The organism is Trichloromonas sp. (genome assembly GCF_041583255.1).
GTDB lineage: Bacteria > Desulfobacterota > Desulfuromonadia > Desulfuromonadales > Trichloromonadaceae > Trichloromonas.
The window spans coordinates 1-22,296 of sequence record NZ_JBFHGD010000029.1; the positions used below are offsets into that span (position 1 = coordinate 1).

The 22,296-nt window shown below is 59.6% G+C and carries 22 protein-coding genes; 17 read left to right on the forward strand and 5 right to left on the reverse strand.

Features of this window, described 5'->3' with window-relative positions:
* Positions 1-285: 285 nt before the first annotated feature.
* The 11 genes from ABYV89_RS04050 to extS all read left to right on the forward strand — a co-directional run bounded on the left by ABYV89_RS04050 (position 286) and on the right by extS (position 11,773).
* Positions 286-870, forward strand: coding sequence for a TetR/AcrR family transcriptional regulator (locus ABYV89_RS04050; RefSeq protein ID WP_432821650.1), 585 nt, complete (start codon positions 286-288; stop codon positions 868-870).
* Positions 871-944: 74 nt separating this feature from the next.
* On the forward strand, positions 945-3,410 hold the full coding sequence (gene extH, locus ABYV89_RS04055) for a selenite/tellurite reduction operon rhodanese-like protein ExtH (protein ID WP_432821651.1): 2,466 nt from the start codon (positions 945-947) through the stop codon (positions 3,408-3,410).
* 70 nt (positions 3,411-3,480) lie between these two features.
* Positions 3,481-4,638 carry a selenite/tellurite reduction operon porin ExtI gene (gene extI / locus ABYV89_RS04060; RefSeq protein WP_432821652.1) on the forward strand — a complete coding sequence of 386 codons (1,158 nt, stop codon included), beginning with the start codon at positions 3,481-3,483 and terminating at the stop codon, positions 4,636-4,638.
* 80 nt (positions 4,639-4,718) lie between these two features.
* Positions 4,719-4,955 (forward strand): selenite/tellurite reduction operon protein ExtJ, encoded by a 237-nt coding sequence (extJ, locus tag ABYV89_RS04065; protein WP_432821653.1) that lies wholly within the window; start codon positions 4,719-4,721, stop codon positions 4,953-4,955.
* A gap of 71 nt (positions 4,956-5,026) precedes the next feature.
* Positions 5,027-6,373 (forward strand): multiheme c-type cytochrome (seleno)protein ExtKL, encoded by a 1,347-nt coding sequence (gene extKL / locus ABYV89_RS04070; protein ID WP_432821654.1) that lies wholly within the window; start codon positions 5,027-5,029, stop codon positions 6,371-6,373.
* A 159-nt stretch (positions 6,374-6,532) separates the two neighbouring features.
* Positions 6,533-8,377: a selenite/tellurite reduction operon c-type cytochrome ExtM gene (gene extM / locus ABYV89_RS04075; protein WP_432821655.1), complete on the forward strand. Its 1,845-nt coding sequence runs from the start codon at positions 6,533-6,535 to the stop codon at positions 8,375-8,377.
* Positions 8,331-9,578, forward strand: a complete 1,248-nt coding sequence (gene extO, locus ABYV89_RS04080; RefSeq protein WP_432821656.1) for a selenite/tellurite reduction operon b-type cytochrome iron-sulfur cluster-binding subunit ExtO — start codon at positions 8,331-8,333, stop codon at positions 9,576-9,578. The genes extM and extO overlap by 47 nt, the downstream gene beginning before the upstream one ends.
* A complete protein-coding gene (locus ABYV89_RS04085) occupies positions 9,533-9,928 on the forward strand; it encodes a ubiquinol-cytochrome c reductase iron-sulfur subunit (protein WP_432821657.1) in 396 nt (131 codons plus the stop codon). The genes extO and ABYV89_RS04085 overlap by 46 nt, the downstream gene beginning before the upstream one ends.
* On the forward strand, positions 9,925-10,560 hold the full coding sequence (locus tag ABYV89_RS04090) for a cytochrome b N-terminal domain-containing protein (RefSeq protein ID WP_432821658.1): 636 nt from the start codon (positions 9,925-9,927) through the stop codon (positions 10,558-10,560). Before ABYV89_RS04085 ends, ABYV89_RS04090 begins: the two co-directional genes overlap by 4 nt.
* A complete protein-coding gene (gene extQ, locus ABYV89_RS04095; RefSeq protein ID WP_432821659.1) occupies positions 10,557-10,970 on the forward strand; it encodes a selenite/tellurite reduction operon b-type cytochrome membrane protein ExtQ in 414 nt (137 codons plus the stop codon). The genes ABYV89_RS04090 and extQ overlap by 4 nt, the downstream gene beginning before the upstream one ends.
* A complete protein-coding gene (extS, locus tag ABYV89_RS04100) occupies positions 10,946-11,773 on the forward strand; it encodes a selenite/tellurite reduction operon c-type cytochrome lipoprotein ExtS (RefSeq protein ID WP_432821660.1) in 828 nt (275 codons plus the stop codon). Before extQ ends, extS begins: the two co-directional genes overlap by 25 nt.
* 20 nt (positions 11,774-11,793) lie before the next feature.
* Here extS and ABYV89_RS04105 read toward each other — a convergent pair whose 3' ends face one another.
* The 4 genes from ABYV89_RS04105 to ispG all read right to left on the reverse strand — a co-directional run bounded on the left by ABYV89_RS04105 (position 11,794) and on the right by ispG (position 15,411).
* On the reverse strand, positions 11,794-12,546 hold the full coding sequence (locus tag ABYV89_RS04105) for a hypothetical protein (protein ID WP_432821661.1): 753 nt from the start codon (positions 12,544-12,546) through the stop codon (positions 11,794-11,796).
* Positions 12,547-12,615: 69 nt separating this feature from the next.
* A complete protein-coding gene (locus ABYV89_RS04110) occupies positions 12,616-13,101 on the reverse strand; it encodes a single-stranded DNA-binding protein (RefSeq protein ID WP_432821662.1) in 486 nt (161 codons plus the stop codon).
* Positions 13,102-13,229: 128 nt separating this feature from the next.
* Positions 13,230-14,357: a tRNA-queuosine alpha-mannosyltransferase domain-containing protein gene (locus tag ABYV89_RS04115; protein WP_432821663.1), complete on the reverse strand. Its 1,128-nt coding sequence runs from the start codon at positions 14,355-14,357 to the stop codon at positions 13,230-13,232.
* Entirely contained in the window at positions 14,350-15,411 is a 1,062-nt protein-coding gene (gene ispG / locus ABYV89_RS04120; protein ID WP_432821664.1) for a flavodoxin-dependent (E)-4-hydroxy-3-methylbut-2-enyl-diphosphate synthase, read from the reverse strand. The genes ABYV89_RS04115 and ispG overlap by 8 nt, the downstream gene beginning before the upstream one ends.
* A 298-nt stretch (positions 15,412-15,709) precedes the next feature.
* Between ispG and rlmD the strand changes: the two genes are divergently transcribed.
* Together rlmD and ABYV89_RS04130 are read left to right on the forward strand one after the other, a co-directional pair.
* On the forward strand, positions 15,710-17,137 hold the full coding sequence (gene rlmD, locus ABYV89_RS04125; RefSeq protein WP_432821665.1) for a 23S rRNA (uracil(1939)-C(5))-methyltransferase RlmD: 1,428 nt from the start codon (positions 15,710-15,712) through the stop codon (positions 17,135-17,137).
* Positions 17,134-17,472 (forward strand): hypothetical protein, encoded by a 339-nt coding sequence (locus tag ABYV89_RS04130; RefSeq protein ID WP_432821666.1) that lies wholly within the window; start codon positions 17,134-17,136, stop codon positions 17,470-17,472. The genes rlmD and ABYV89_RS04130 overlap by 4 nt, the downstream gene beginning before the upstream one ends.
* Here the strand turns inward: ABYV89_RS04130 and ABYV89_RS04135 are convergent.
* Entirely contained in the window at positions 17,469-17,681 is a 213-nt protein-coding gene (locus ABYV89_RS04135; protein ID WP_432821667.1) for a hypothetical protein, read from the reverse strand. The genes ABYV89_RS04130 and ABYV89_RS04135 overlap by 4 nt on opposite strands.
* Positions 17,682-17,802: 121 nt before the next feature.
* Here ABYV89_RS04135 and yedF point away from each other — a divergent pair, with 121 nt between their 5' ends.
* The 4 genes from yedF to selD all read left to right on the forward strand — a co-directional run bounded on the left by yedF (position 17,803) and on the right by selD (position 22,171).
* Positions 17,803-18,387: a sulfurtransferase-like selenium metabolism protein YedF gene (yedF, locus tag ABYV89_RS04140; protein WP_432821668.1), complete on the forward strand. Its 585-nt coding sequence runs from the start codon at positions 17,803-17,805 to the stop codon at positions 18,385-18,387.
* 404 nt (positions 18,388-18,791) lie between these two features.
* Positions 18,792-18,992, forward strand: coding sequence for a hypothetical protein (locus ABYV89_RS04145; protein ID WP_432821669.1), 201 nt, complete (start codon positions 18,792-18,794; stop codon positions 18,990-18,992).
* Positions 18,993-19,196: 204 nt separating this feature from the next.
* Positions 19,197-21,134: a selenocysteine-specific translation elongation factor gene (gene selB, locus ABYV89_RS04150; protein WP_432821670.1), complete on the forward strand. Its 1,938-nt coding sequence runs from the start codon at positions 19,197-19,199 to the stop codon at positions 21,132-21,134.
* On the forward strand, positions 21,131-22,171 hold the full coding sequence (gene selD / locus ABYV89_RS04155; protein ID WP_432821671.1) for a selenide, water dikinase SelD: 1,041 nt from the start codon (positions 21,131-21,133) through the stop codon (positions 22,169-22,171). The genes selB and selD overlap by 4 nt, the downstream gene beginning before the upstream one ends.
* The last annotated feature ends 125 nt before the right edge of the window (positions 22,172-22,296 follow it).

Sequence of the window (22,296 nt, forward strand, 5' to 3'; positions counted from 1 at the left end):
ACGTCAAATGGCGGACCGTCCGATCGGGATAATCCCCCACTTGACCGGCCTTCTGCTCAGAAAAGTCTCACACTTAACCGGCATTCCAGCAGAGACAGTCCGACAATTAACCGGGAAATAAAAAATTCGCCTACGCGTTATCTGTAAATTTTTACAAAACAACAACTTAGCCACACCAAGACAGGCAGGAAGACCGCCAGTTCCTCTTTTGCCTGCGAAGGCCAACCAAAACGGCATGCAGCATGCTAAGAAATAGAATGTTCCTTCTATCCAATCGGGGGCTCCTTGACTTTGCGCAAAATTAACCCTGAAGGCAAAATGGCGCTGGTTCTAGAAACGGCGCTCACACTCTTTGTCCGAAAAGGGTACCACAACGTCTCCATCCCCGCCATCGTCAGGGAGTCCGGCGTCAGCACCGGGGCAATTTACAGTTATTTCAAGAACAAAGAAGCCCTGGGGCAGGAGATCTACGAGCAGGTTCAGGACCGCTTCAATCAGGAATTCTCTGCACGGCTCGCCGATAAAACAAAAACCTACGACAAGCTCAGAGCTTTTGTCGAACTGATTTTTGAATTTGCGGAACAGGAACCGGTTGTCATGGAATACATGCTGTTCATGAAACATACGGAATTTCTGCCGAAGAGTGTACCCATCTGCCACTCTGAACCGTTTCAGATTGTTCGCGATATCTTGCGAGAAGGGATTGAGAAAAAGGAGGTAAAAGAACAGGACAACTTTGTGGCCGGCATCAGTTTTACCGGTGTCATTTTAAGGGCCGTCGAGTTGAGACTGGCCGGTGTTTATTGTCAAAGCCTTACCGAAACCATCGATAGTTTTATGGAGAACGCCTGGTGTGCGGTCAAGGCATAACCGGGAACAGCATTGACTGATGCCCGCATTAAAGCCAACGGGCATCTAAGTATAACCAACCACAAGGAGGAAGTATGCTAAACAAGTTCAATCGAAGTTCTCTGAAAGTGGGAGTGCAGTTACTGCTGGTCGTGACTGCTGCAATCCTGGTCTGGGGTTGCGGAGGCGGCGGCAGCAGCAGCTACGACTCCCCAGCGTCTACTTCGTCCAATGCGCTCATTGGGCCTGCGACTCTCAGCTCTTGGATTAATGAGGGCCTGGTCGGCAATGATACGGGATATGGCGACAAAGTCGTTATCCTGGATTTCCGGTCACCTGCAGGATCGGATCGCATTGCGGGAGCTTGTCGTGTAGAGGCCGCGGACCTGACCGTAACCCGATTTGAAGGCGTTGCTGACGCGACACCTATGGTTGCGACCGGGGCGCAAATGGATGCCGTGATTCAGCGGCTTGGCATTGATGACAAAACCACGATCGTCTTTACCACTGGCGGCTCCGCATATCTTGCATCCCGTGCTTACTGGACCTTCCGCTACTGGGGGTTCCCAAAAGAGCGACTGAAACTGCTGGATGGCGGCAATACAGCCTTTGCAGCTGAATATCCGACCCTGATGAACGACATTATCCCGTCCCCGACTCCCTCGAACTACAGTGTCAGGAATCTGGCCGGCATCAACGATGACCTGCGCGCCTCCGTCGGGGAAATGATCGTGACCATGAGCAATCTGCCCGGCTCGACGACGGACATCGTTTTTGACGCTCGCGGCAAGGATCCCGCAGCCGGCAAGTCCGGCTATTACGGCACTGCGGCTACTCCGGGGCTGATAAGCGGAGGGTCTGTTGTGGTCGACGGCCATCCCGTAGGCGGTCTTTTTCTGAATCAGTCCGAACTGTTCACTGCTGCCGGCACTTACAAAACGGCGGAAGAAATCAAGGCCCTGTTTGCCGCCAAGGGGTGGACCGAAGGCATGAAAACAACGGTCTACTGCACTTCGGGGTATTCTGCCACGCCACTGTTCTTCGCCCTCGACGCCCTTCTGGGTGCCGACGTTCAGCTGTTCGACGGCTCCTGGAGCCAGATCGGTAAATACTCCGAGAAGACCACCGCAGGGGGCCAATTGCCGTCCGGTTCGGCCTGGTCGATCGACCGGTATCTGGATCCCGCCACCACCACCTACAACAAGTTCGCCTATATTACCCCTCTGCTGATCGAAACGCTGGATGCCGCTACTGCGGTTGCTCCGCAGGCGATGGCTTTCACCGGGTACAACCCGGCTGACGACAGCGATGTGGTCCAAAGCCAGGTTGAGGCCGACGACATTGCCTATGCGGCCGGCACCGGTGCGACAGCGTTTGCTGCCCCGGCACAGACCTATAGCCCGTCGGTTGTGATCGAAGCAGACCGGCTGCAGACCTGGATGGATTTGGGTCTGGTTAACGCCGCCGCGGGAGAGAAAGTCGTCATTCTGGATGTCACCAGCGCGGCTAACTATGCGGCTGGCCACATCCCCGGAGCCCAGCTTTGGGATACTGCGGGACAAGCGGTAACACGCACCGAAGGTCCGGCCCCGGCCGTCAACATGATGCTTGATGGTGCCGCCATGGACGCCAGAATCCAGGCGCTGGGCATCGACGAAAACACCACGATCGTGATTACCTCAACGCCAAGCAACGCCACCTTTTTCCCGAGTCGCGCCTACTTCACCTTTCGCTACTGGGGTTTCCCGAAGGAGCGGCTCAAGGTGCTGAATGGCTACAACGCTGCGTGGTCGACCTTGACTACCGACCTGCCGACCATTACTCCTTCCCTTCTGAGTGTAGCCGACCTGAATACGGGTGCGCAGCTCGACACCCGCGTTTCTCTGGCCGAACTGATGGATGCCGTCCGAGACGGACGCGGCACCGCAATTGACATGCGCGGCGACTCAAGCGCCATCGGTTCCACCGCAGGCGTCTTTGCTACTGTCGCAAACGACTGGGTTGTTTTCGAGGGAATGGTTAAAGGCGGAACCTATTACAACTATGTAAACTTCAACGAAACCGGCAACAAGCGCTTCAAATCAGCCGCAGTCATTAAAGCAGAGATGCTGGCTGCCGGCATCGACATTGCCAGCTTCAGCAATGATGGTTCTTACCTCAACCCGGTTTACTCCTACTGCCGCACCGGGTACATCGCGTCGACCGGCTTCTTCGTCCTCGACGCCATTCTCAACATCGATGTCATGACTTACGACGGCTCCTGGAGTCAGTGGGGCAAAATGTCCGCTGACGCCAGCAAGGGCGGCGAGTTGCCGGCCGGTTCTGAGTGGGCCACCGATAACAGCACCTACATGAGCGTTATCAACTACAACGTCAATAATGCGACCGCCGTGGCGGAACCCCTCAATCCCGATGCCGCCGCATTGCTGTTGGCACCGTCTGCGGCCAATCAGATCGAAGAGGCCGACACCGATTACCAGAACCAGGCTCCGGCAGCAACTCCTGTTTCTGGCGGCACGGCTCCGACGTCCGGCAGCGGCAGTGCTGGCGGTGGCTGCTAACTTCATGGTCTGTCTTGTTCCACTCCGCCCCCGCGGCGGAGTGGAACCTACTTAAAAAGGAGATTTGAGTATGGCAAGTTTCAAGAAGTCGGGGTTGATGGCAGCGGCCTTCTGCCTGCTGGCAAGCACTGCTTTCGCCGGCCCGGTATGGACCTTCGGCGAGAACGACAAGGGCCTTTTAAAGCTCGACTACAAGGGGCAGTTTCAGCTGAATACCCGCGACACCGGTGCTGGCGACGGCGATGAGCGCGCCACCGAATTCAACTTTCGCCGCAACCGCCTGGCCTTGATGGGAGCTTACGGCCAGAACTTCGGCCTGTACGTACAGACCGAATATACCGAAGACAAAAACATCGGCCCCTTTGGCGTGTCGGATGGCGATGACAGCGAATTCCAGATTCTCGATGCCGTCATGCGCTTCAAGTACAACAACGCGCTGAACCTCTGGGTCGGCAAGTTCAAGTACAACCTGACCCGTGAAAACCTCGAGGCCTGCGAAATGCCGCTGACCCTGGATCGCTCGGTGCTGATTCGCGCGCCCTTTGTTTCAACCCGCGACAAAGGGGTGGCCCTGTGGGGCAATCTGTTTAACGATGTGTTCCAGTACCGCCTCGACGCCATGAACGGCCGCAACGATTCGGCCTCGTCGCCCGAATCCAACCTGCGTTACTCGGCTCGCGCCCATGTCTCCCTGCTCGACCCGGAAAAAGATTACGGCTACAAGGGTACCTACATGGGCGAGAAAAAGGTGCTGACCATCGGTGCGGCCTACCAGACCGAATCGGCGGTCGCCTATGCTGGCGCCAAAGAAGCCGATTACAGCGCCTGGACGGTGGATGCCTTTGGCGAGTACCCGATCGAAGAGGTGGGGACCTTTACCCTGTCGGGCGCTTATGTCAAATACGACCTGGACGACGCCTACCAGAACGGCTCGCCTGACGCTGAAGTAACCGGCATCAACGGTGAGAAGAACGGTAGCTACATCAAGGCCGGCTACATGCTCCCGAATCTGCCGCTGCAGCTGTTTGCCCGTGCAGAGAACTGGTCTTTTGCCAAACTCAACGATGCCTACGACCAGGAAGTCGACATGTTCGGCGTCGGTTTCAACTACTACCTGCGGGGGCAGAACCTGAAGGTGACCGTAGAATACTCTGAGCTCGACTACGACAAGGAAGTGGCGCTCGAAGATATCGAAACCCTCACCACCCAGCTACAGCTGATTTTCTAGATTCACGAACCATCTCACCCCCGGAGGCATGTTGCCTCCGGGTGATCCTGAGCATTTATCCAAACCAAAGGAGACACACCATGAAAAAGTCGATTGCCCTGATTGCTGCCGCGTTGATGTTCGTCAGCCTTTCCGGTTTTGCCTTTGCCGAGGAGTTTGAAGGCACGGTCACCAAGGTCAAAGGCCAACTGGTGACCATCGAAATCACCAAAGGCAAAGCTGCCGATATCGCGGTCGATTCCAATGTCAAGATCGAGCTGCAAGAAGCCGCCAAAGCACCCAAGAAGGCTGGCGGATCGATGCTGCAAGGCTGCTAGGCTGATGCGGGCAAGCGGCCGAGCGTCGGCCGCTTGCCAGATTAACCAATGATTCGTTATCGAGGATACCTATGAGGATACGAAGGATCACGCTGGCGGCTGGATTGGCTTGCGTGGCCGCCTTTGCGCTCCTTGCGACTTCTGCATTTGCTGCAGGGGCGGGCAAGGACGGCATGATCGCCGCCAAGCACGGCAAAGCGACCACCATCGCCGAACTGGTTGCCATGTACGACTCAACCGGCTGTATCGAGTGCCACGAGGAGGCCCACGACGAATGGGCCCGGTCAGCCCATTCACGCCCCGTGTACGGAACCGGCCGGACAGCTGCGACCATGAAGACAGCCCTGGAAAACGGGGTATTGTCTTGGGCTTTTTCCGGCGCAGAAAAACCTGAAGATGTCGAAGTCGAGCACCTGATGGGCTGCGCCAAGTGCCATCTGCCGCAGCTGGCGGACGCCACCGATGCCGTTGCCAAAGAATTCATCGGCAACATCTACGACCTGATGGCGGCTTACCAAAACGACGACACGAAAAAATTCGACAGCATCAAAGACACGCTGCTGAGTCTGAACATCAACTGTCTGGTCTGCCATAACCGCATGGCCATTACCCACAAGTGGACCGATGGCTATCCCCAGGACGGCATCGTCTATGGCTTTAACGACGGCACGCATGACGACGAGAACTTTCCACTGATGAAGACCAGCCCGATCATGGGCGAATCGATTTTCTGCGGACAGTGCCATGGTCTTGGCCCCAATTTTGAGCTGGACAATCCGACCCAGTGCGCAACCGCGTACGGCAGCTACCTGTGGGCCTACAAGGCCGAAGGCGGGATGGAAACCTGCCAGGAATGCCACATGAAAAAGAGCGGGCTCGGCCATGACATGCAGAGCTATCGCTCCAAGGTCATGTCCGATGCGGCCGTCGACTTTGAGGTGGAAGCCTACGGCACCAAATGGCGTGACGGCAATCTGGTGTCACCCAAGGCAATCGTCAAGGTCAAAATGACCAACCGGACGGGACATTCCGTCCCTGATGGCTGACCGACCCCCAACCGACTGGTTCTGTCGGTAAGTGCTGTAGATAGCGAAGGGGATGAATTGTACAACAGTGAAAAAATTTACATGCCGACGCCCCAGAAGTTCGGGCGCGGCGACGAGATGGGCCGTGGGCCCTACGAGAAGAGCGGCATCATCAACGATACCGGGCTGCCTCCGGGGAAAACCGTCGAAGAGCACTTCGAGATCCCCTTCTATACCCAGGATATCAAAGAAGGCGGCCGGGTCATTGAGCGCAAGCTGCTGGACAACACGCTTGAGATCAATGTCAAACTCTGGTATCTGCCCTACGGAAACAAGAACAGCGATCCGTTCTTGTGGCAGGAGTTCACCAAGAAGGTCACGGTAACGGAATAGGATTTTCAGCTTACCGCTTAATGCCTCCTGTTTTGGCGGCTGGCAATCCATTCAACACAGTTCATTCTGTGTGGATTGCCAGCCGCATTTCTTTTTCATAGATGCATTCTCGTGTTAAACTCCCATCAATTTGTTACCTGGGAGGTCACTCCGTTAACTATGATATGCCATATTTTTTTATTGCCGATAGTGCTGAGCGCTTTTCTGCTGAGTGCCGGCTGCAGCCAGAGTCCCGGAGACGGTTCGACCTGCGCCGGTTGTCATAGCGGCTTGGAATTGGCATCCAAAACCCACCAGGAGTGCGTCTCCTGCCACGGCGGTGACCCCTTGGAAGCCGAGGAAAAAGCCTCGCATCGAACCATGTTCGGACCCAAAAATCCAGCGGACCCGAAATTCTGGCAGAAAACCTGCGGCAAATGTCACCCATACCAATTGGAGCGGGTGCGAGCCAATTTGATGTACACCAATACCGGCATGATCAAAAATACCCAGGCCACTTGGGAAGGGGCTGACGATACACTCTACGCGACCCGGAGCGAAGCCGTCTTTGATGCGACCGGTGAACCGCTGGAACTCAAGGAAGTGGCCGGGCTCGACAACCTGGCCGGCGAACTCTACCGTAAAACCTGCTCCCTGTGCCATATCGGGGTCGATTCCAACCAGGTCTGGAGCGGCAGCCATGCCTCCGGCTGCGCCGCCTGTCATTTCCCCTACAATGACAACGGAACCTACCAGGGGAACGATCCGACCGTCAAAGGCAAATGGCCCCATTCGGCCAGTCACGCCATGGCCAACCTGCCGGACAACAAGGTCTGTGTCCGTTGCCATAACCGCAGCGGCCGTATCGCCTTTTCCTACGAAGGCTTAAATGACGGCAACAACGGACTGGTACCGACCGATCAGGGCGGCCCCGGCCCGATAATCGTCAGCGGAGTGCGCAACCTGACCCGGATTCAGGCCGATATCCACCATGAAAAAGGCCTCGAATGCATCGATTGCCATACCTCGCGGGATGTGATGGGGGACGGCTACGCTTACGAGAACATGTATCTGCAGACGGAAATATCCTGCGAAGACTGCCATGGCAGTGCCACCGCACGACCGCAAATCGACGCGATCAGCCGGGAGAATGACGAAGTATTGCGCGAATCGGCGCATTACCCGCGGCGGATGCAGCAAGGCGATGCCATGGTGCTGACCGCCAAGGGGCGTAAATATTCGAACGTTTTCCTTGAGGCCGACAAGGTCTGGCTGCAGGGCAAGCGCGACGGCAAACTGCACGAAAGCAAAGTCATCACGCAGACGCCGGAACACACCATCAAAGGGCATGAGCGGATGGAATGCTATGCCTGCCATTCGCGCACCGTGGTCCAGTGCTACGGCTGTCATACGGAATATGACCAGCGGGAGTTGGGGGCCGATTATGTCAAGGGCGTCCAGACACCGGGCCGCTTCACGGAAACGGAGGACTACCGGATGCTGTATCCTTTCCCGCTGGCCCTAAACCAGCGCGGCAGGATTTCGACAGTCACCCCCGGCTGCCAGACCTTTGTGACGGTGATCGATCCGCAGGGCAAACGGATATTGGATGAATACGTGACCCTCTTCAAAGGGCGTCAGCAGTTGCGCTTCGCACCCTTTTTCGGCCACAATACCGGGCCGAAGGCGATCGGCTGTGCAGAGTGCCATGGCAACCCGGCCTTTCTCGGCTTCGGCCAGCATGTAGTCGAAGGGAACAGTATCGAAGCCACGCTGATATGCGAAAAGTCCGAGGACAAGCCCCTGGACGGCATGCTGACCATGCACTCCGGCAAGGTAAGGGCCTACTCAGCCATTACCCGGGAGGATTCCCGCCCCTTTAACACGGCAGAGATCAAAAAGATTCTGGCGGTCAACCTCTGCCTGGTCTGCCACATTGACCCCAAGGATCCGATTTATCAGAAGGAACTCGACTATAATGCGTTGGATGATTGTCTCAAGCGCCCTGCTCCTGTTCAGCCTTAGCGCCTCAGCGCACGTTGCGGCGGCCGGACGCCAGCCCCGGCTTGAAGGCGCCCATACCGACCTGGCCTGCGCGGATTGTCACGGCACCGATGTCGCCATGACGCCCCGGCCGTCGTCTGCCGAATCCCGGGCAAGCGGTTGCACCGGCTGTCATGGGGGTTATGACGCAATCTTCGACCAGGCGATGACCATGCGAAGGGCGGAAAAGCGCTTTGCCGCAGAAAGCTTCGGTAAAACAGACCCGGCTTTTTTCGACAATAACTGCGGCAGCTGCCATGTGTCAGACTGTCTCGACTGTCATGGCGGCGACGGCCACAAAATTGCTGCAGCAACTCAAGACCAATGCCTGGCTTGCCACCAAGGTTATTTTGTCGGCCGCGAGTATCTCGGCATGGCCCCCCGCGAAGACCATCCGCGCTATCAGCGTGGTGCGGAATTTCTCGGGGAGACCTCGTTAAAAATGCGCCCGGACCTGCATGCCGAAATCGGGCTGCAGTGCATGGACTGCCATTCGATGCAAAGCCTCATCGCCGGCCATACAGCCTCGAAACGATGCGTGGATTGCCACCAGGCCGACCCCCAGGTGATCGAGCACGGCATATCCGCCCACATGGAGGGCATGGAATGCTATGCCTGCCATGCCGCCTGGGCTCCGCAGGAATACGGCACCTTCTATCTGCGTGTCGCTGGGGATACCGAGACAGCCAAACACTTCAAGGTAGATGAGTCCGAACCGGTGGGAGACTACCTGGTCAGGGCGTATTTGCGGCAACAGAATGCGCCGCCGTTGGGGGTCAACGAGCGCGGCCTCATCAGCCCGATCCGCCCACAGTTTATCGCCTACACCTCGGACCTACGCAGCGGTGGCGACCCGAAAATCGAAAATCGCCTGCTGACCGCGCAGTGGAAAGCCTTTTTCCCGCATACTGTGCGCAGCGGAACGGTGATGTGCGATCATTGTCATGACAATCGCCGCCGCTTTCTCATGGAAAAAGAGGAGGAGCGCCTGTACCGCATCGACCTCGACGGAATGGGATTGTCGTCCTTCTGGAATCAGGCCGGGCAACAGGTCGGCAACGGATCCTTTGTCAGCCCGCAACGTTATTTTCATATCGCGGCAAAAACTGCGACCTACAGGAAAGCCTACGTAACAAAATGGAAAAATCTCGTCGAACGCGTCGGAGAGTCCTCCAAACAATAGCCCTGGTCGGAACCTGGGGCTTTCTGGCCTGGCGTTTTCTGGTCCCGGTGCAGGAGTCGCGAAAAAAATTGCTCCTGGAAGTGAAAAAGAGCGATATCCCCTCAGGGGGGGCACTGGTCTATCGTCAATCCCGGGTTGCCGTGATCCGCCGCGACGAAGAGATCTACGCTCTGAGCCTGGTCTGTACCCACCTGGGCTGCACGGTGAATGTCACCCCGAACAACCTGGTCTGTCCTTGCCACGGCAGTGTGTTCGACCGCAATGGAGCGGTCCTCAAAGGGCCCTCGGATAGACCGTTGGCGCGCCTTGAGGTGCAGGAAAAGGGCGATTCGCTCATGGTGCTGGGATGAAAGAGGACGATTTCGTAAAAGAATTCATCAAACATCTGTTTCCGCGCGTGGTCCGGCGAAAAGACCTGCGGCTGAGCTATACCTTCTGCCTGGGCGGTCTGGCCTTTACGGCATTTCTGGTACTGCTGGTGTCGGGAACGCTGCTGCTGTTCCATTACCAGCCGACAACAGAGCGTGCCTTTGCATCGATCCTGTATCTGGAAAGTTCCGTGCCGGGGGGCTGGTATATCCGCAATCTCCACCGGCTGTCGGCCAACCTGTTTATGGTCCTGCTCTTCTTGCACACCTTGCGGGTCATCCTGACCGGAGCCTATCGCAAACCGCGGGAGCTCAACTGGGTCATCGGATTTCTGCTGCTCTGCCTGGCCCTGTTTGAGGGGTACACCGGCTATCTGCTGCCGATGGACCAGCTGGCGCTCTGGGCCACCCAGACCGGGATGAACCTGTTAATGACCGTCCCGTTCGGAGAGCAGCTGCACCGCTTTCTGGTGCCGGACGACGTGGGCCAGCCCATGTCGCTGGTGCGCTTTTACGTTCTGCATATTGCGGTCATCCCTTTGAGCATGCTGGTTCTGTGTATGCTGCACTTTTATCGAATCCGCAAGGACAAAGGAGTTTTGCCTTATCTATGAGCGATTACGTCAAAGCCTCTCCGGTTTTTTTCCGCATGGTCAAAACGGCTTTTGCGGCGGCTCTGGCAACCCTGCTGCTTCTCGCCGCATTTATACAAGCGCCGCTGCAGGGACCGGCAGACATCAGCCGGGTTCCCAATCCTTCAAAATCTGCCTGGTTTCTGATGTGGACCCAGGAACTGGTCAGTTATTCGAACGCCATGATCTACCTGATCATCGGTCTGGGTCTGACGTTTTTACTCCTGCCCTGGCTCCCGCTAAGTCCGCCGGCAGAATCGGCGCGCTGGCTCCCCCGTGAACAGCGCAGCGTCAACGGGCTGACCCTGATCAGCTTTTTCGGCATCCTTGTCCTGACCATCATCGCAATGTATTTTCGAGGTAAAAATTGGTCGTTTGTGCTTGGCTTCTGATTCTATTGCTGGCTCCCGGCGCCCTGAGGGCCGAGCTCCAGCCAGCCGCTAAAGTTCACTGCCTGCACTGTCACCCGGTTCACTATGCCAGGCAGGCAACCTGCGTCGACTGCCACCGCGGACTGTCAGAGACTTCGCGCCTCGACCTTGCCCACAGCGGCCTGATTGCCGCGCGCTTTGCCGCCTTTACCCTGGACGGCAGTCCCGTGGTAGAGCGGGGCGAACAACGCCTCAAGGATTATGCCTGCCGCCGGTGTCACGTCAGTGACGGCAAAGGCAACCGACTGGCCGCCAACCTCGACCTTGCACAGAAGTATTTAACACCGGAAGAGTTGTCCGAAGCGATCAAGTCGCCGGTCTTATTCATGCCTGAATTCCAGTTCACCGAAGAACAGCAGATCGAACTGGTGAATGCCCTTTTGGCCGGCGCCCGGCGGAGCAGGGCGCCAGCAGGGGAAGTTCCCGGAGTGATCCATTTCGAGGGAGAGGGGGCGCCGGTTGAACGGCAGCTTGAAAAACATTGCGGTGGCTGCCATCGCGCACTGACAGCTGAGTTCGGCGGGTTGGGCGGCGGACTGATTGGACCGAATCTTTCCGGACTTTTTACGGAATTCTACCTGCAGAATTTCAGTGCTGAAGGGTTGCGTTGGAGCCGCGAGAATCTGGAGAAATGGCTGAAAAATCCGCGCAAATTCCGGCCACTTTCCCAGATGCCGCCCCAGCGACTGGAGACCGAAGACCTTGAAAAACTTCACCGCGAACTGCATGCCGGCGAACCGCTCGGCGAATCATCCACCGACTGACGGCGCCCCCCCCTTGGCAATCAATCACCGCCGCTGTTCTGCTTTCCCCAGTTTTCAAAGCCCCAGGATTTGAATTTGGGCGTCCATGGCGACTCTGTTTTCGTCTCAATCTTCCGCGCCTTCGCCTTGTCGGTTACGGGCGCGATCGTTTTTACCGGCGGCTCGAGTGCCTGAGTTTGGCTGACGCTTTCAACCTCCAAACTGCCCACGGGTGCTGGGGAACGAGCAGGCTCCAGGGGCGGGCTTTGTGACTCAAGCACAGACTGACTCACGGACTGACGCGGCACAGGGTCCGTGACCGGCGCAGTAACCGTCGTAAGCGGCGAAGCAGCGCCGGCGTTGAGTTCCTCACGCAATTTCGCGAAGACGGCCGCTACCCCCTTATCGGGACCGGAAGAACCTTCTGAGTAAAAATAGTCGGCCACGGCAACGACGGTTGCCGTGGCCGGATCAACAAACTGGACATGGAGGCTTTGCAGGCGGGTGAGCATATTTCCGTTCGCATCCAGGTCGGGACCTTCCTTGGCAAAAAAGCGGATCGCCAGGTCCGGGTCGCCTTCCTCCTCCGCAAGAACGGTCATCCCCATATCCTGCAGCTCCTTGCGGATTGCCGGTGCCAGCAGCCACGGATCTTGCGCCGGTGCAGACAAAACAATATGCGACACATTGCTCCAGTCAACGGCCGGAGCGACATCGACATGCATCGAGGAACAACCCGAAAGACAGACCAGCAACGTCCAGAATCCCCAACGCAGCATTTTTGAAAGGTGCATATTTCCTCCTAGATAAAAAAGGCCCCTGAAAACAGGGACCTTTCTTTAAATTATTAAAATTCACCGAGGTCAGAACGGAATATCATCATCGGGATTAAACGGCGGTTCGGCGATATCCTCGTAAGCCGGTGTCGAATTCTGCGCCGGGCGCTGGGCCGACTGCCCGCCCTGGCGGTTGCCGCCGCGCTGGCCGTAGCCGCCGTCCCGCTGACCGCCCCCTTCATCACCACGACCGCCGAGCATCTGCATCTGGTCAGCGACGATTTCGGTCATGTATTTCTTATTGCCGTCCCGGTCATCGTAGGAACGGGTCTGGATTTTCCCCTCGATGTAAACCTGCTTCCCCTTGTGCAGGTACTTGCCGCAGATTTCGGCCAGCTGCCGCCAGGCAACGATGTTGTGCCACTCGGTCTTCTCCTGCATTTCTCCGCTTTTGTCCTTGTAGCGCTCGGACGTAGCCAGCGAAAAGGTCGCCACGGCAGCCCCGGAGGGGGTGTAGCGAAGTTCGGGATCCTTGCCGAGATTGCCTACCAGAATAACTTTATTTACGGACATGAAAACGCCTCCACTGCAGTAATTTCGACCGAGTCTATCGGAAATCCCCCCCTCTGTAAAGCCCTTTTCGGGCTCTCAAGGCCGCCTGATCCTGCCGGCGCAAGCCCCCATACCGGCCGCGAGAAGGGTCAAACCGCGGTCACCATTTCTTCGAAAAGCCGGTCATACTTCCCCGCCAGGATCCCCCAGTCGTAACGGGAGACAAGAGACTGGGTCGACAGCTGCCGCACCGGCTCAATGTTGCGGCACAGCTCGGCCAGGCGGCGAACCAGTTCGTCGAAATCCGAATAGAAGAACGGGGCCTGCAGGGCAACCGGCACATGCTCCGGATAGGCGAGGCGTCTGGGCAGCAACGGGTGGGTGTTGCAGTACATCGCCTGCACCACGCTGACACCGAAAAAATCGTGGATCGAGGTGACCGGCAGGATGTCGGCGCGCCACAGCCAGGCGGCATACTCGGCAAAACTTTCGGCAAAGCCCCAGTGAACGATGCGGCCGCCCAGGCGCTCTCTCGCCTCGGCGAAAACAGGCGGCTGCCGGCGGAAAGACTCACCCAGCACCGCCAGTTCGAACTCGATCCCCAGCTCATCCAGCCGGAAAAGCGCCTGGAAAAACTCCTCGGGGTTCTTGTCGTACTCCCAGCGGTGGTTCCACAACAGTAGCGGCGGACCGCGCCGACTTCGCTCCGACTCGCGAAAGGCATCCAATTGCCGCAGGTCGAGCCCGAGCGGAAGAGTGCGGCTCTTGGCAGCGAGCCGGTCGATGCCGGCGGTTTCGTTGTGATCGGGAAAGCCGCCGAGAAAACCGCCGAGGGCGCCGAGAAAGGCGGTGCGGTGATAATCGGAATTGAAGAGCACGGCATCGGCAGCCAGGGCGCTGCTGTAATTGATAAAGGCGTAGTGGGCGTCGCGCTGCTGTCCCGGATCGGCGTCGGAGGGCGACCAGGGGTAGGTCAGCTGGTTCTCGTGAAAATAGAGCGCCGCCGGAGTGGCCGCGGTCGCCGAACGGGTCAGGGCGAGGAAGCTGGTCAGGTCGAGCATATCGCTGGCCAGCAGCAGGTCGGGCCGATGGTTTTGCTCGAAAAACCGGCGGGCCAAGGTCGCCGCGCCGCCGTGCATCCGCCACTTCCAGTGCTGTCCGGACAGCCCGAGAATGCGGACCCGGTGCCGGCTGCGGGCGGCGTACTCCTGCGCCCAGGCGGCGTGGGAGCCGGCCAGGTAGGGTTCCAGCAGCAGAATGTCCAACAGGTCACTCACGTTCTTCCACCAACCGGCGCGCCTCGTCGACCAGGGCGTCGGCCAGCTCGGCCTGGGGCACCTTGCGCACCACCTCGCCATGGCGAAAGAGCAGCCCCTGCCCCTTGCCGCCGGCGATGCCGACATCGGCCTCCCGGGCTTCGCCGGGGCCGTTGACCACGCAGCCCATGACCGCCACGGTAATTTTTTTCGGCAGGTCGTGCAGGCGCCGCTCGACCTCTTCGGCGATCGGAATCAGGTCGATCTGGCAGCGGCCGCAGGTGGGACAGCTGACGAAGACCGGGCCGCGCTCCCTAAGCCCCAGCGACTTGAGAATTTCCCAGCCGACCCGCACCTCTTCCACCGGATCGCCGGTCAGCGACACCCGCAGGGTATCGCCGATACCGTCGTAGAGCAGGGCCCCAAGGCCGACGGCGCTCTTGATGGTGCCGCTCCAGGTGGTGCCGGCCTCGGTGATGCCGACATGCAGGGGGTAGTCGACCTTGACCGCCAGCTGCCGGTAGGCCTCGACGGTGCGGCGGATGTCCGACGCCTTGAGGCTGACCTTGATCTGCTCAAAGCCGAGATCCTCGAGAATGCGGATATGGCCGAGGGCGCTCTCGACCATCGCCTCGGCGGTGGGGTGCCCGTATTTTGCCAGCAGTTCCTGCTCCAGCGAACCGCCGTTGACCCCGATCCGGATCGGCACCCCCCGCTCGGCGCAGGCCTTGACCACCTCCTGCACCTTCCAGCGCTCGCCGATGTTTCCGGGGTTGATGCGCAGCCCGTCGACCCCGCCGGCCAGGGAGGTCAGCGCCAGCTGGTAGTCGAAATGGATGTCGGCGATCAGCGGCAGCGGGCTGTCGCTGCAGATCGCCCGCAGCGCCTCGGCCGCCGCCTGATCGGGGACCGCGCAGCGCACGATCTCGCAGCCGGCATCAGCCAGGGCGCGGATCTGGCCCAGGGTGGCGGGCACATCGCGGGTATCGGTGTTGCACATCGACTGCACCGACACCGGCGCGCCGCCGCCGACGGCGACCTGGCCTACCTGGATCTGACGGGTCTTGCGGGACATGGGCATTCTCCTGGGATGATCGAAACAAAACCGGCCTCTCGCCCGCTCCTTGCAGTCGCTCGAGCACGCAAAGAGCACAGAGAGAATCGAAATCTCTGTTTTTTCTTTACTCTGTGGCCTCTGCGAACTCGAGAGAGCGAAGCGAACGGGCGAGAGGCCGCTTCGCGCATTTTTTTTGCGAAAGGCGAGTGTAACGACTGGCCATGCCACAAGTCAAGCGCCTGACGATTGACAGAACCCCGGCAAGAGGTTAATGTGCCTCATCCATCAACAATTTTCCTGCACAGGCATAAGATACATGGCAAAACCACCGGTAAAACCACAGCAAAACCAGAGACCGAAACGGCGCGCCCCGGCCCCAGCCATCGAGCTGGACATCAACCGTCTCAACGACGAGGGGATCGGTATCGGCTACTTCGAAACCAAGGAAGTCTGGCTCACCGGCGCGCTGCCCGGCGAACGGGTCGCCTTCACCATCGAGCACGAAGGGCAGCGGCGCATCATCGGCCAGCTGCGCCGCGTGCTGCGCAAGAGCAACGACCGCGGCATCTCAAGCTGCGCCCAGGCCGGCGACTGCCAGGGCTGTTCGCTGATCGCCATGAACTACCCCTCCCAGCTGCGCTTCAAGGAAGCCAAGGTACGCCGCTACCTGGGCAACTACCCGGCCCTGACCGGCGTCAAAGTACATCCGATCTGGGCGGCCGAACACAAACTCGGCTACCGCACCAACGCCAAGCTGGTCATGGCCAAGGAGCGGGGCCAGGTCAAGATCGGCATGTACCGCCGCGGCAGCCACGACGTGGTCGACATCGGCAATTGCCCACTGCATCACCCGCTGATCAACCGCATCGTCGCGGTGGTCAAGGAAGAGGTCGAACGCCAGGGGATCTACATCTACAACCCGAAGACCCGGCGGGGGCTGCTGCGCTATCTGACCGTCAAGGTGGCGCCGGAATCCGGCAAGGCGATGGTGACCTTCGTCACCGCCGAGAGGAACTTTCGCGAGTTGACCCACCTGGGCAAGTGGCTGAAGAAAAAGCTGCCGGAGGTCGTCTCGGTGCAGCAGAATGTCAATACCGCCGAAGGCAACGTGATTTTCGGCCGCGACACCCTGAAGGTAGTCGGCGTTCCCGATTTGATCGACCAGGTCGGCGACATCCGCCTGCGTATCGCACCCACCTCGTTTTTCCAGGTGCACAACCAGCAGGCCGCGCGGATTTACACCCAGGTGCGGCAGTGGGCTGCGCTGCGACAGGCCGAAACCGCCGTCGACCTCTACTGTGGCATCGGCGGCATCGCCCTCAACCTGGCCAAAGACGCCGGGCGGGTGATCGGCATCGAGGTGGTCGAGGAAGCGGTGCGCAACGCCCGCGAGAATGCCCGCATGAACGAGCTGGGCAACTGCTCCTTCATCGCCGGCGATGCCGCCGAACTGGTTCACGACCTGGCGATGGACGTGGCTGCAGGGAGCGTCGCCGTGGTCAATCCCCCCCGCAGCGGCTGCGACGAAGCGGTTTTGACCGAACTGGCGGCGCTGGCGCCGAGAACCATGATTTACGTCTCCTGCAACCCGGAAACCCTGGCCCGCGACCTCGACCTGCTGCAGCGCCTCGGTTATCGCACGGAAGAAGTGCAGCCGGTGGACATGTTCCCGCAGACCCCCCACGTCGAATCGGTGGCCCGGCTGACGCCGATTCCGGCAACTGGCGCGATAAGCGAAAAATGACCCCGGCCACCCAAAGTGCCCTGCTGCTGCTGGCGGCAGGGCTGATTCATTCCTTCAGCCTGATGTGCCGAAAGCTCCCGGCTGGGCGCACCCCGGCCTTCTATCCCCGCCCCCCCCTGCTGCGCACCGCCGTCGACCTGGCCTGGCTGCTGCTCTTTCTGGCCGGCATCCGGCTGGCCTTTCAGCTATCCACCATGCTCGGCGTCGTGGCGGCGGCTCTTTACTTCGTCGCCCTGCCCTTCGTTTTTCAACCGCCGCTGGCCAGGATGCTCGGCTTTCGCGACCTGCGGGATTACGTGGAAAGCACCGAAAAGCACAAGGGTCGGAGCAACTAGGGGCTTGTCAGCTCCGACAGCCGTTCGCGGGCCTGGGCGGCGTAAGGCGAATCGGGATACTTGTCGACGATTTGCTGGTACAGCTGCCGGGCATGGGGCGCGTTATACTGGCGCTCCTCGAGCTGGGCGGTGTCGAACAGTTCTTTGGCCTGGTCTCCGCAGCCAAGCAGGGCCAGGGCCAGGCCACAGGCAAAAACGAATTTACGCATAGAGTCCTCCGGACATGAAGCCAACAAGGGCACCTCAACAGAAGATGCCCCGTCATCCTGCCCTTGTCAAAATAAATCTGCTCTTCTATAGTTGCACCGAACACGCCATGAAGGAGTCCCGATGAAAATACTCGACTGCCGCAACCAGCAATGCCCCGCCCCCGTCGTCGAAACCCGCAAGCTGATCCTGGCCGAACCGGGCATTGCGCTGACCGTGCTGGTCGGTGACGACACCGCCCGGCAGAATATCGCGCGACTGGCGGCCAGCCTGGGCTACCAGGTCGCCGACACGGAGGCAGACGGCCATTTCAGCCTGCTTCTGACCCCGGGCAGCGCCCCGCAAGCGACCACTGCTCCGCCGGCGGCCCCAGGGCGGACCGTGGTCTATGTCGGAGCCGACACCATGGGGACCGGCAACGACGAACTCGGCCATATCCTGCTGCGAAACTTTCTGTACACCCTGAACGAACTGCTCGTCCCGCCGGATGCAATCCTCTTTGTCAACAGCGGCGTCAAGCTCACTTCGGCCGGCTCCGAAGTCATCGAAGCCCTGGAAAAACTGGCCTGCAACGGAGTCGACATCGCGTCCTGCGGGCTTTGCCTTGAGTTCTTCGGGCTCAAGGAGCAGCTCAAAGTCGGCCGGGCCACCAACATGCTCGATATCGTCGAACAGATGCACCAGGCCGGCCGGGTCATCCGTCCCTGATTCCATATCCCCAGCGCCGGCAGGCCACTGCCGATGCCGGCGCTGCCCCCCCCTCGGCATACATCTGCAGCTACAGCACGCTCCCGATCACAAGCCAGAAAACAGACCTGCACCAGTGAACTGACTGCCGTGACAATCGCTTTGGCGCATGACTGAAAAACAAAGTCATATTGCCTGCACAGCCGTGTTTTCCGCCGGTTTTCTGCCCCGAAAGTCAAAAAGACACACCCACGACCCGCAAATGCCCCCTGCCGATTCCCGGCACTTTCAGGTGGAGGCTTTATTTCTTTGTAATTACTTGACTATTGCCCGCACACTGCTAAACAAAAGGAGTGGGCTCGTTTTTTGCAATCAAAAGTGTGCATTACCAACGAGCAAGATGGACCATAGAAAGGGCCAAACCCATGCGCGTAGACTTTTCTCTGGATCAGATTTTCGGTCGCAATCCCCGCGAAGTTGACCAACTGTTCCGCTCCCAGGGGATCGATCCTGCTCAACCCTACAAGGCCAGGGTGACCTTCGCGGGCATCACCATCGAGCAGGAGATTCCGAAAGAAAATCGGCCGTCCCGCTTCTTCATCCCGATCCCGGCCAGAACCTACTGACACAGATCCCCGGAAGCACCCACCTCTTCCGGGATCTTTCATTGGTCCCTTCATCGAGCCCCAACCGGGGAGACAACCATCCTTGTGCTTTTTCGCCTGCCGTGCTATTTTCGCCAGCAGTCGCCTATCGCATAATCCAACTATGCATACTCTTCACCCGCGAACCGCAACCGGCCGGCGTGCCGGGCGGGGAAACTGTTCATCATGCCACCCTCTCGTCACATCATCATCGGTACCGCCGGCCATGTCGATCACGGCAAGACGGAACTCATCCGCGCCCTGACCGGGGAGGAGACCGACCGCCTCAAAGAAGAAAAAGAGCGCGGTATCTCCATCGACCTGGGCTTCGCCTCCTTTCGCCTGCCCGGAGGCCAGGTGGCCGGAGTCGTCGATGTTCCCGGACATGAACGCTTCATCCACAACATGCTGGCCGGCATCGGCGGCATCGACCTGGTGCTGCTGGTCGTGGATGTCAACGAAGGGGTCATGCCGCAGACCCGGGAGCATCTGCAGATCCTCCAGCTGCTGGATATCCACCGCGGGATCCTGGTGCTGACCAAGTGCGACCTGGCCGAAGAGGACTGGATCGATATCGTCGAAGAGGAAATCCGCGAGGAGGTCACCGGCACCTTCCTTGAAAACGCCCCGTTCTGCAGGGTTTCGTCCATCACGGGCGACGGCATCCCCGCGCTGGTGGCCACCATCGGCCAGAGCCTGAAAAGCCTGCCATCCAAGGACGCCGACGGCCCCCTGCGGCTGCCGGTGGACCGCCATTTCAGCGTCGCCGGCTTCGGCACGGTAGTGACCGGAACCCTCCTGTCAGGCACGGTCAGGCCGGGCGATGCGGTCGATGTCATCCCGCCCGGCGAACAGGTCCGGGTGCGGGAAATCCAGGTTCACGGCGAAAAGCTTCCGGAAGCCCGGGCCGGACAGCGGGTGGCCCTCAACCTGGCGGGACTCGATCGCGACCAGCTGCAGCGTGGCGCAGTGGTCGGTTCTCCTGGCATTTTCGAGCAGACCGAGCGGCTCGACGTCCGCCTGACCCTGCTGCCCACGGCGCCGCGCCCCTTGAAGTTCCGCGATCCGGTCCACTTTTACCTCGGCACCGCGCGGGTGGTGGGGATAGTCGCCCTGCTCGACCGGGACCTGCTCGAGCCGGGGGAAAGCGCCCTGGTGCAGATTCACCTCGATCGCCCGCTGGTCGCCCATCGCCAGGACCGCTTCATTATCCGCTCCTACTCGCCGATGATCACCATCGGCGGCGGCCTGGTGATCGACCCGGCCCCGATCAAGCACAAACGCTTCCGCGACGAGGTCATGTCGGCGCTCAAGGAGCTCGAATCGGGAGAAATGGCCTTCCTGCTGCAGAAACTCAGCGAACTGGTCTGCCCCCGCATCAAGGACCTCGAGCTCGCCTCCGGAATGGGCCGTGAGCGGATCGAACAACACCTGCTGGCGCTGCAGAGAGAAGACAAGGCGGCCCGCCTTGGAGACCAGTGGGCCACCCTGACCACCATTCGCGGTTGGCATCATCAGCTCAGGGAAGCCACCCGGCTCTACCACGACAAGCACCCGCTGCATCCTGGCATCCCCCATGCCACCCTCAAGGGAGCCCTACCGACGAAACTGGCCCCGAAAGCCTACGATCAGCTGCTGGCCGAAGCGGCACAAGCCGGCGAACTGGTACAGCAGCAGGAATGGATCGGCCTGCCCGGATTCAGGCCCACCCCGACGCCTGATCAGCAGGGGCTGATCGACCGGCTGGAAACGGCCTATCGAAATGAGGGCTGTCAGGCGATAAACAAGAACGGCATGCTCGAACAGCTGGGACTCAACAGCGACCGCTGCGAGGATTGCTTCACCTTCCTGTTCACCAGCGGACGACTGGTGAAACTCAACGAAGAAAGCTTTTTCCACCGGGCCACTTACGACAAAGCCTTGTCGCTGCTGATCGATCACTTCGCCAGCCACGACACCCTGACCATGGCCGAATTCCGTGACTTGACCGGCAGTGCCCGCAAGCAGACCCAGGCCCTGCTGGAGTATTTTGACCGCCAGAAATACACCTTGCGCAAAGAGGATTTCCGGGTCGCCTGGCAGTTGCCGGCGGCTCCTGATACATTCAACGAGGAAGAGGCATGACTGATCAGCAGATCAAGCTGACCGCCCTGGCCAAAACCAGCGGTTGAGCGGCTAAACTGGCCCCCGGGCCACTGGCGCAGGTCCTGCGTCAACTGCCAGCATTCGAGGACGACAACCTCCTGTCCAATGCTATTCCCAACGCCGATGCCGGGGTCTACCGTATCGGCCCGGATTGCGCATTGGTCCAGTCGGTCGACTTTTTCACCCCGGTGGTGAACGATCCGGCAACCTACGGCAAGATTGCCGCCGCCAATGCCCTTTCTGACATCTACGCCATGGGCGCCAGGCCGCTGACGGTCATGAACCTGATCGGGTTCCCCCGCTGCCTGCCGCAGTCGGCGCTGGTCGACATCCTCAGGGGAGGGGCGGAAAAGGTCAAGGAGGCCGGCGCAGTCATCGTCGGCGGGCACACGGTGGAAGACGACGAGCCAAAATACGGCCTGGCCGTCACCGGGCTGGTCGACCCGGCCAAGATGGTTTCGACGGTCGGCGCCCGCCCCGGGGATGTGCTGATCCTGACCAAACCGCTCGGCACCGGCATCCTGGCCACGGCCCTCAAGGGCGAAGTCCTGACCGAGGCCGACATGGTCGAGGCCATAGCCGGCATGCAGCGGCTCAACAAGGGGGCCGCCGAAGTCATGCTCGAAGTGGGCGTCCATGCCTGCACCGACATCACCGGCTTCGGCCTGCTCGGCCATGCCCTCGAACTCGCCGAAGCCAGCCAGGTCGGCATCCAGATCGAAACCGGCGCCCTTCATGTCTATCCGATGGTCATCGAAATGGCGGCGATCGGGCTGGTCCCCGAAGGCAGCTACAACAACCGGCAGTACTACCTGCCCCGCATCGTCAACGGCAGCCAGGTCGCACCGGAGCTCATGGACATCCTGGCCGATCCGCAAACCTCGGGGGGATTGCTGATAGCCGTAGCCGAAGAAAAAGCGGATGAACTCAAGAGAAAGCTGCAGGCCGCCGGCTGCGACGCCTTTCAGATCGGCGCCGTGATCGACGGACCGCCGGGTCAGATGCAACTGAGCTGAACGGAAGAAAAGGAGCGGGCATGCAGGAAAAACGGAAATTCGAACGGATTCCCTTCGGCACCACAGTCACCGTGGTAACCGACCACCAGTCCCACCAGGGGGCGCTTCAGGACCTCTCCTTGAAC

Excerpts from the sequence above, each read along its gene's own strand:
- rlmD (WP_432821665.1), top strand. The coding sequence starts at position 15,710 with ATGGCAAAACCACCGGTAAAACCACAGCAAAACCAGAGACCGAAACGG.
- ABYV89_RS04130 (WP_432821666.1), top strand. The coding sequence starts at position 17,134 with ATGACCCCGGCCACCCAAAGTGCCCTGCTGCTGCTGGCGGCAGGGCTG.
- ABYV89_RS04145 (WP_432821669.1), top strand. The coding sequence starts at position 18,792 with ATGCGCGTAGACTTTTCTCTGGATCAGATTTTCGGTCGCAATCCCCGC.
- extQ (WP_432821659.1), top strand. The coding sequence starts at position 10,557 with ATGAGCGATTACGTCAAAGCCTCTCCGGTTTTTTTCCGCATGGTCAAA.
- ABYV89_RS04085 (WP_432821657.1), top strand. The coding sequence starts at position 9,533 with ATGGAAAAATCTCGTCGAACGCGTCGGAGAGTCCTCCAAACAATAGCC.
- yedF (WP_432821668.1), top strand. The coding sequence starts at position 17,803 with ATGAAAATACTCGACTGCCGCAACCAGCAATGCCCCGCCCCCGTCGTC.
- ABYV89_RS04135 (WP_432821667.1), bottom strand. The coding sequence starts at position 17,681 with ATGCGTAAATTCGTTTTTGCCTGTGGCCTGGCCCTGGCCCTGCTTGGC.
- extI (WP_432821652.1), top strand. The coding sequence starts at position 3,481 with ATGGCAAGTTTCAAGAAGTCGGGGTTGATGGCAGCGGCCTTCTGCCTG.
- ispG (WP_432821664.1), bottom strand. The coding sequence starts at position 15,411 with ATGTCCCGCAAGACCCGTCAGATCCAGGTAGGCCAGGTCGCCGTCGGC.
- ABYV89_RS04105 (WP_432821661.1), bottom strand. The coding sequence starts at position 12,546 with ATGCACCTTTCAAAAATGCTGCGTTGGGGATTCTGGACGTTGCTGGTC.
- extJ (WP_432821653.1), top strand. The coding sequence starts at position 4,719 with ATGAAAAAGTCGATTGCCCTGATTGCTGCCGCGTTGATGTTCGTCAGC.
- ABYV89_RS04110 (WP_432821662.1), bottom strand. The coding sequence starts at position 13,101 with ATGTCCGTAAATAAAGTTATTCTGGTAGGCAATCTCGGCAAGGATCCC.
- extH (WP_432821651.1), top strand. The coding sequence starts at position 945 with ATGCTAAACAAGTTCAATCGAAGTTCTCTGAAAGTGGGAGTGCAGTTA.
- extO (WP_432821656.1), top strand. The coding sequence starts at position 8,331 with ATGCGTTGGATGATTGTCTCAAGCGCCCTGCTCCTGTTCAGCCTTAGC.
- ABYV89_RS04090 (WP_432821658.1), top strand. The coding sequence starts at position 9,925 with ATGAAAGAGGACGATTTCGTAAAAGAATTCATCAAACATCTGTTTCCG.
- selB (WP_432821670.1), top strand. The coding sequence starts at position 19,197 with ATGCCACCCTCTCGTCACATCATCATCGGTACCGCCGGCCATGTCGAT.
- extM (WP_432821655.1), top strand. The coding sequence starts at position 6,533 with ATGATATGCCATATTTTTTTATTGCCGATAGTGCTGAGCGCTTTTCTG.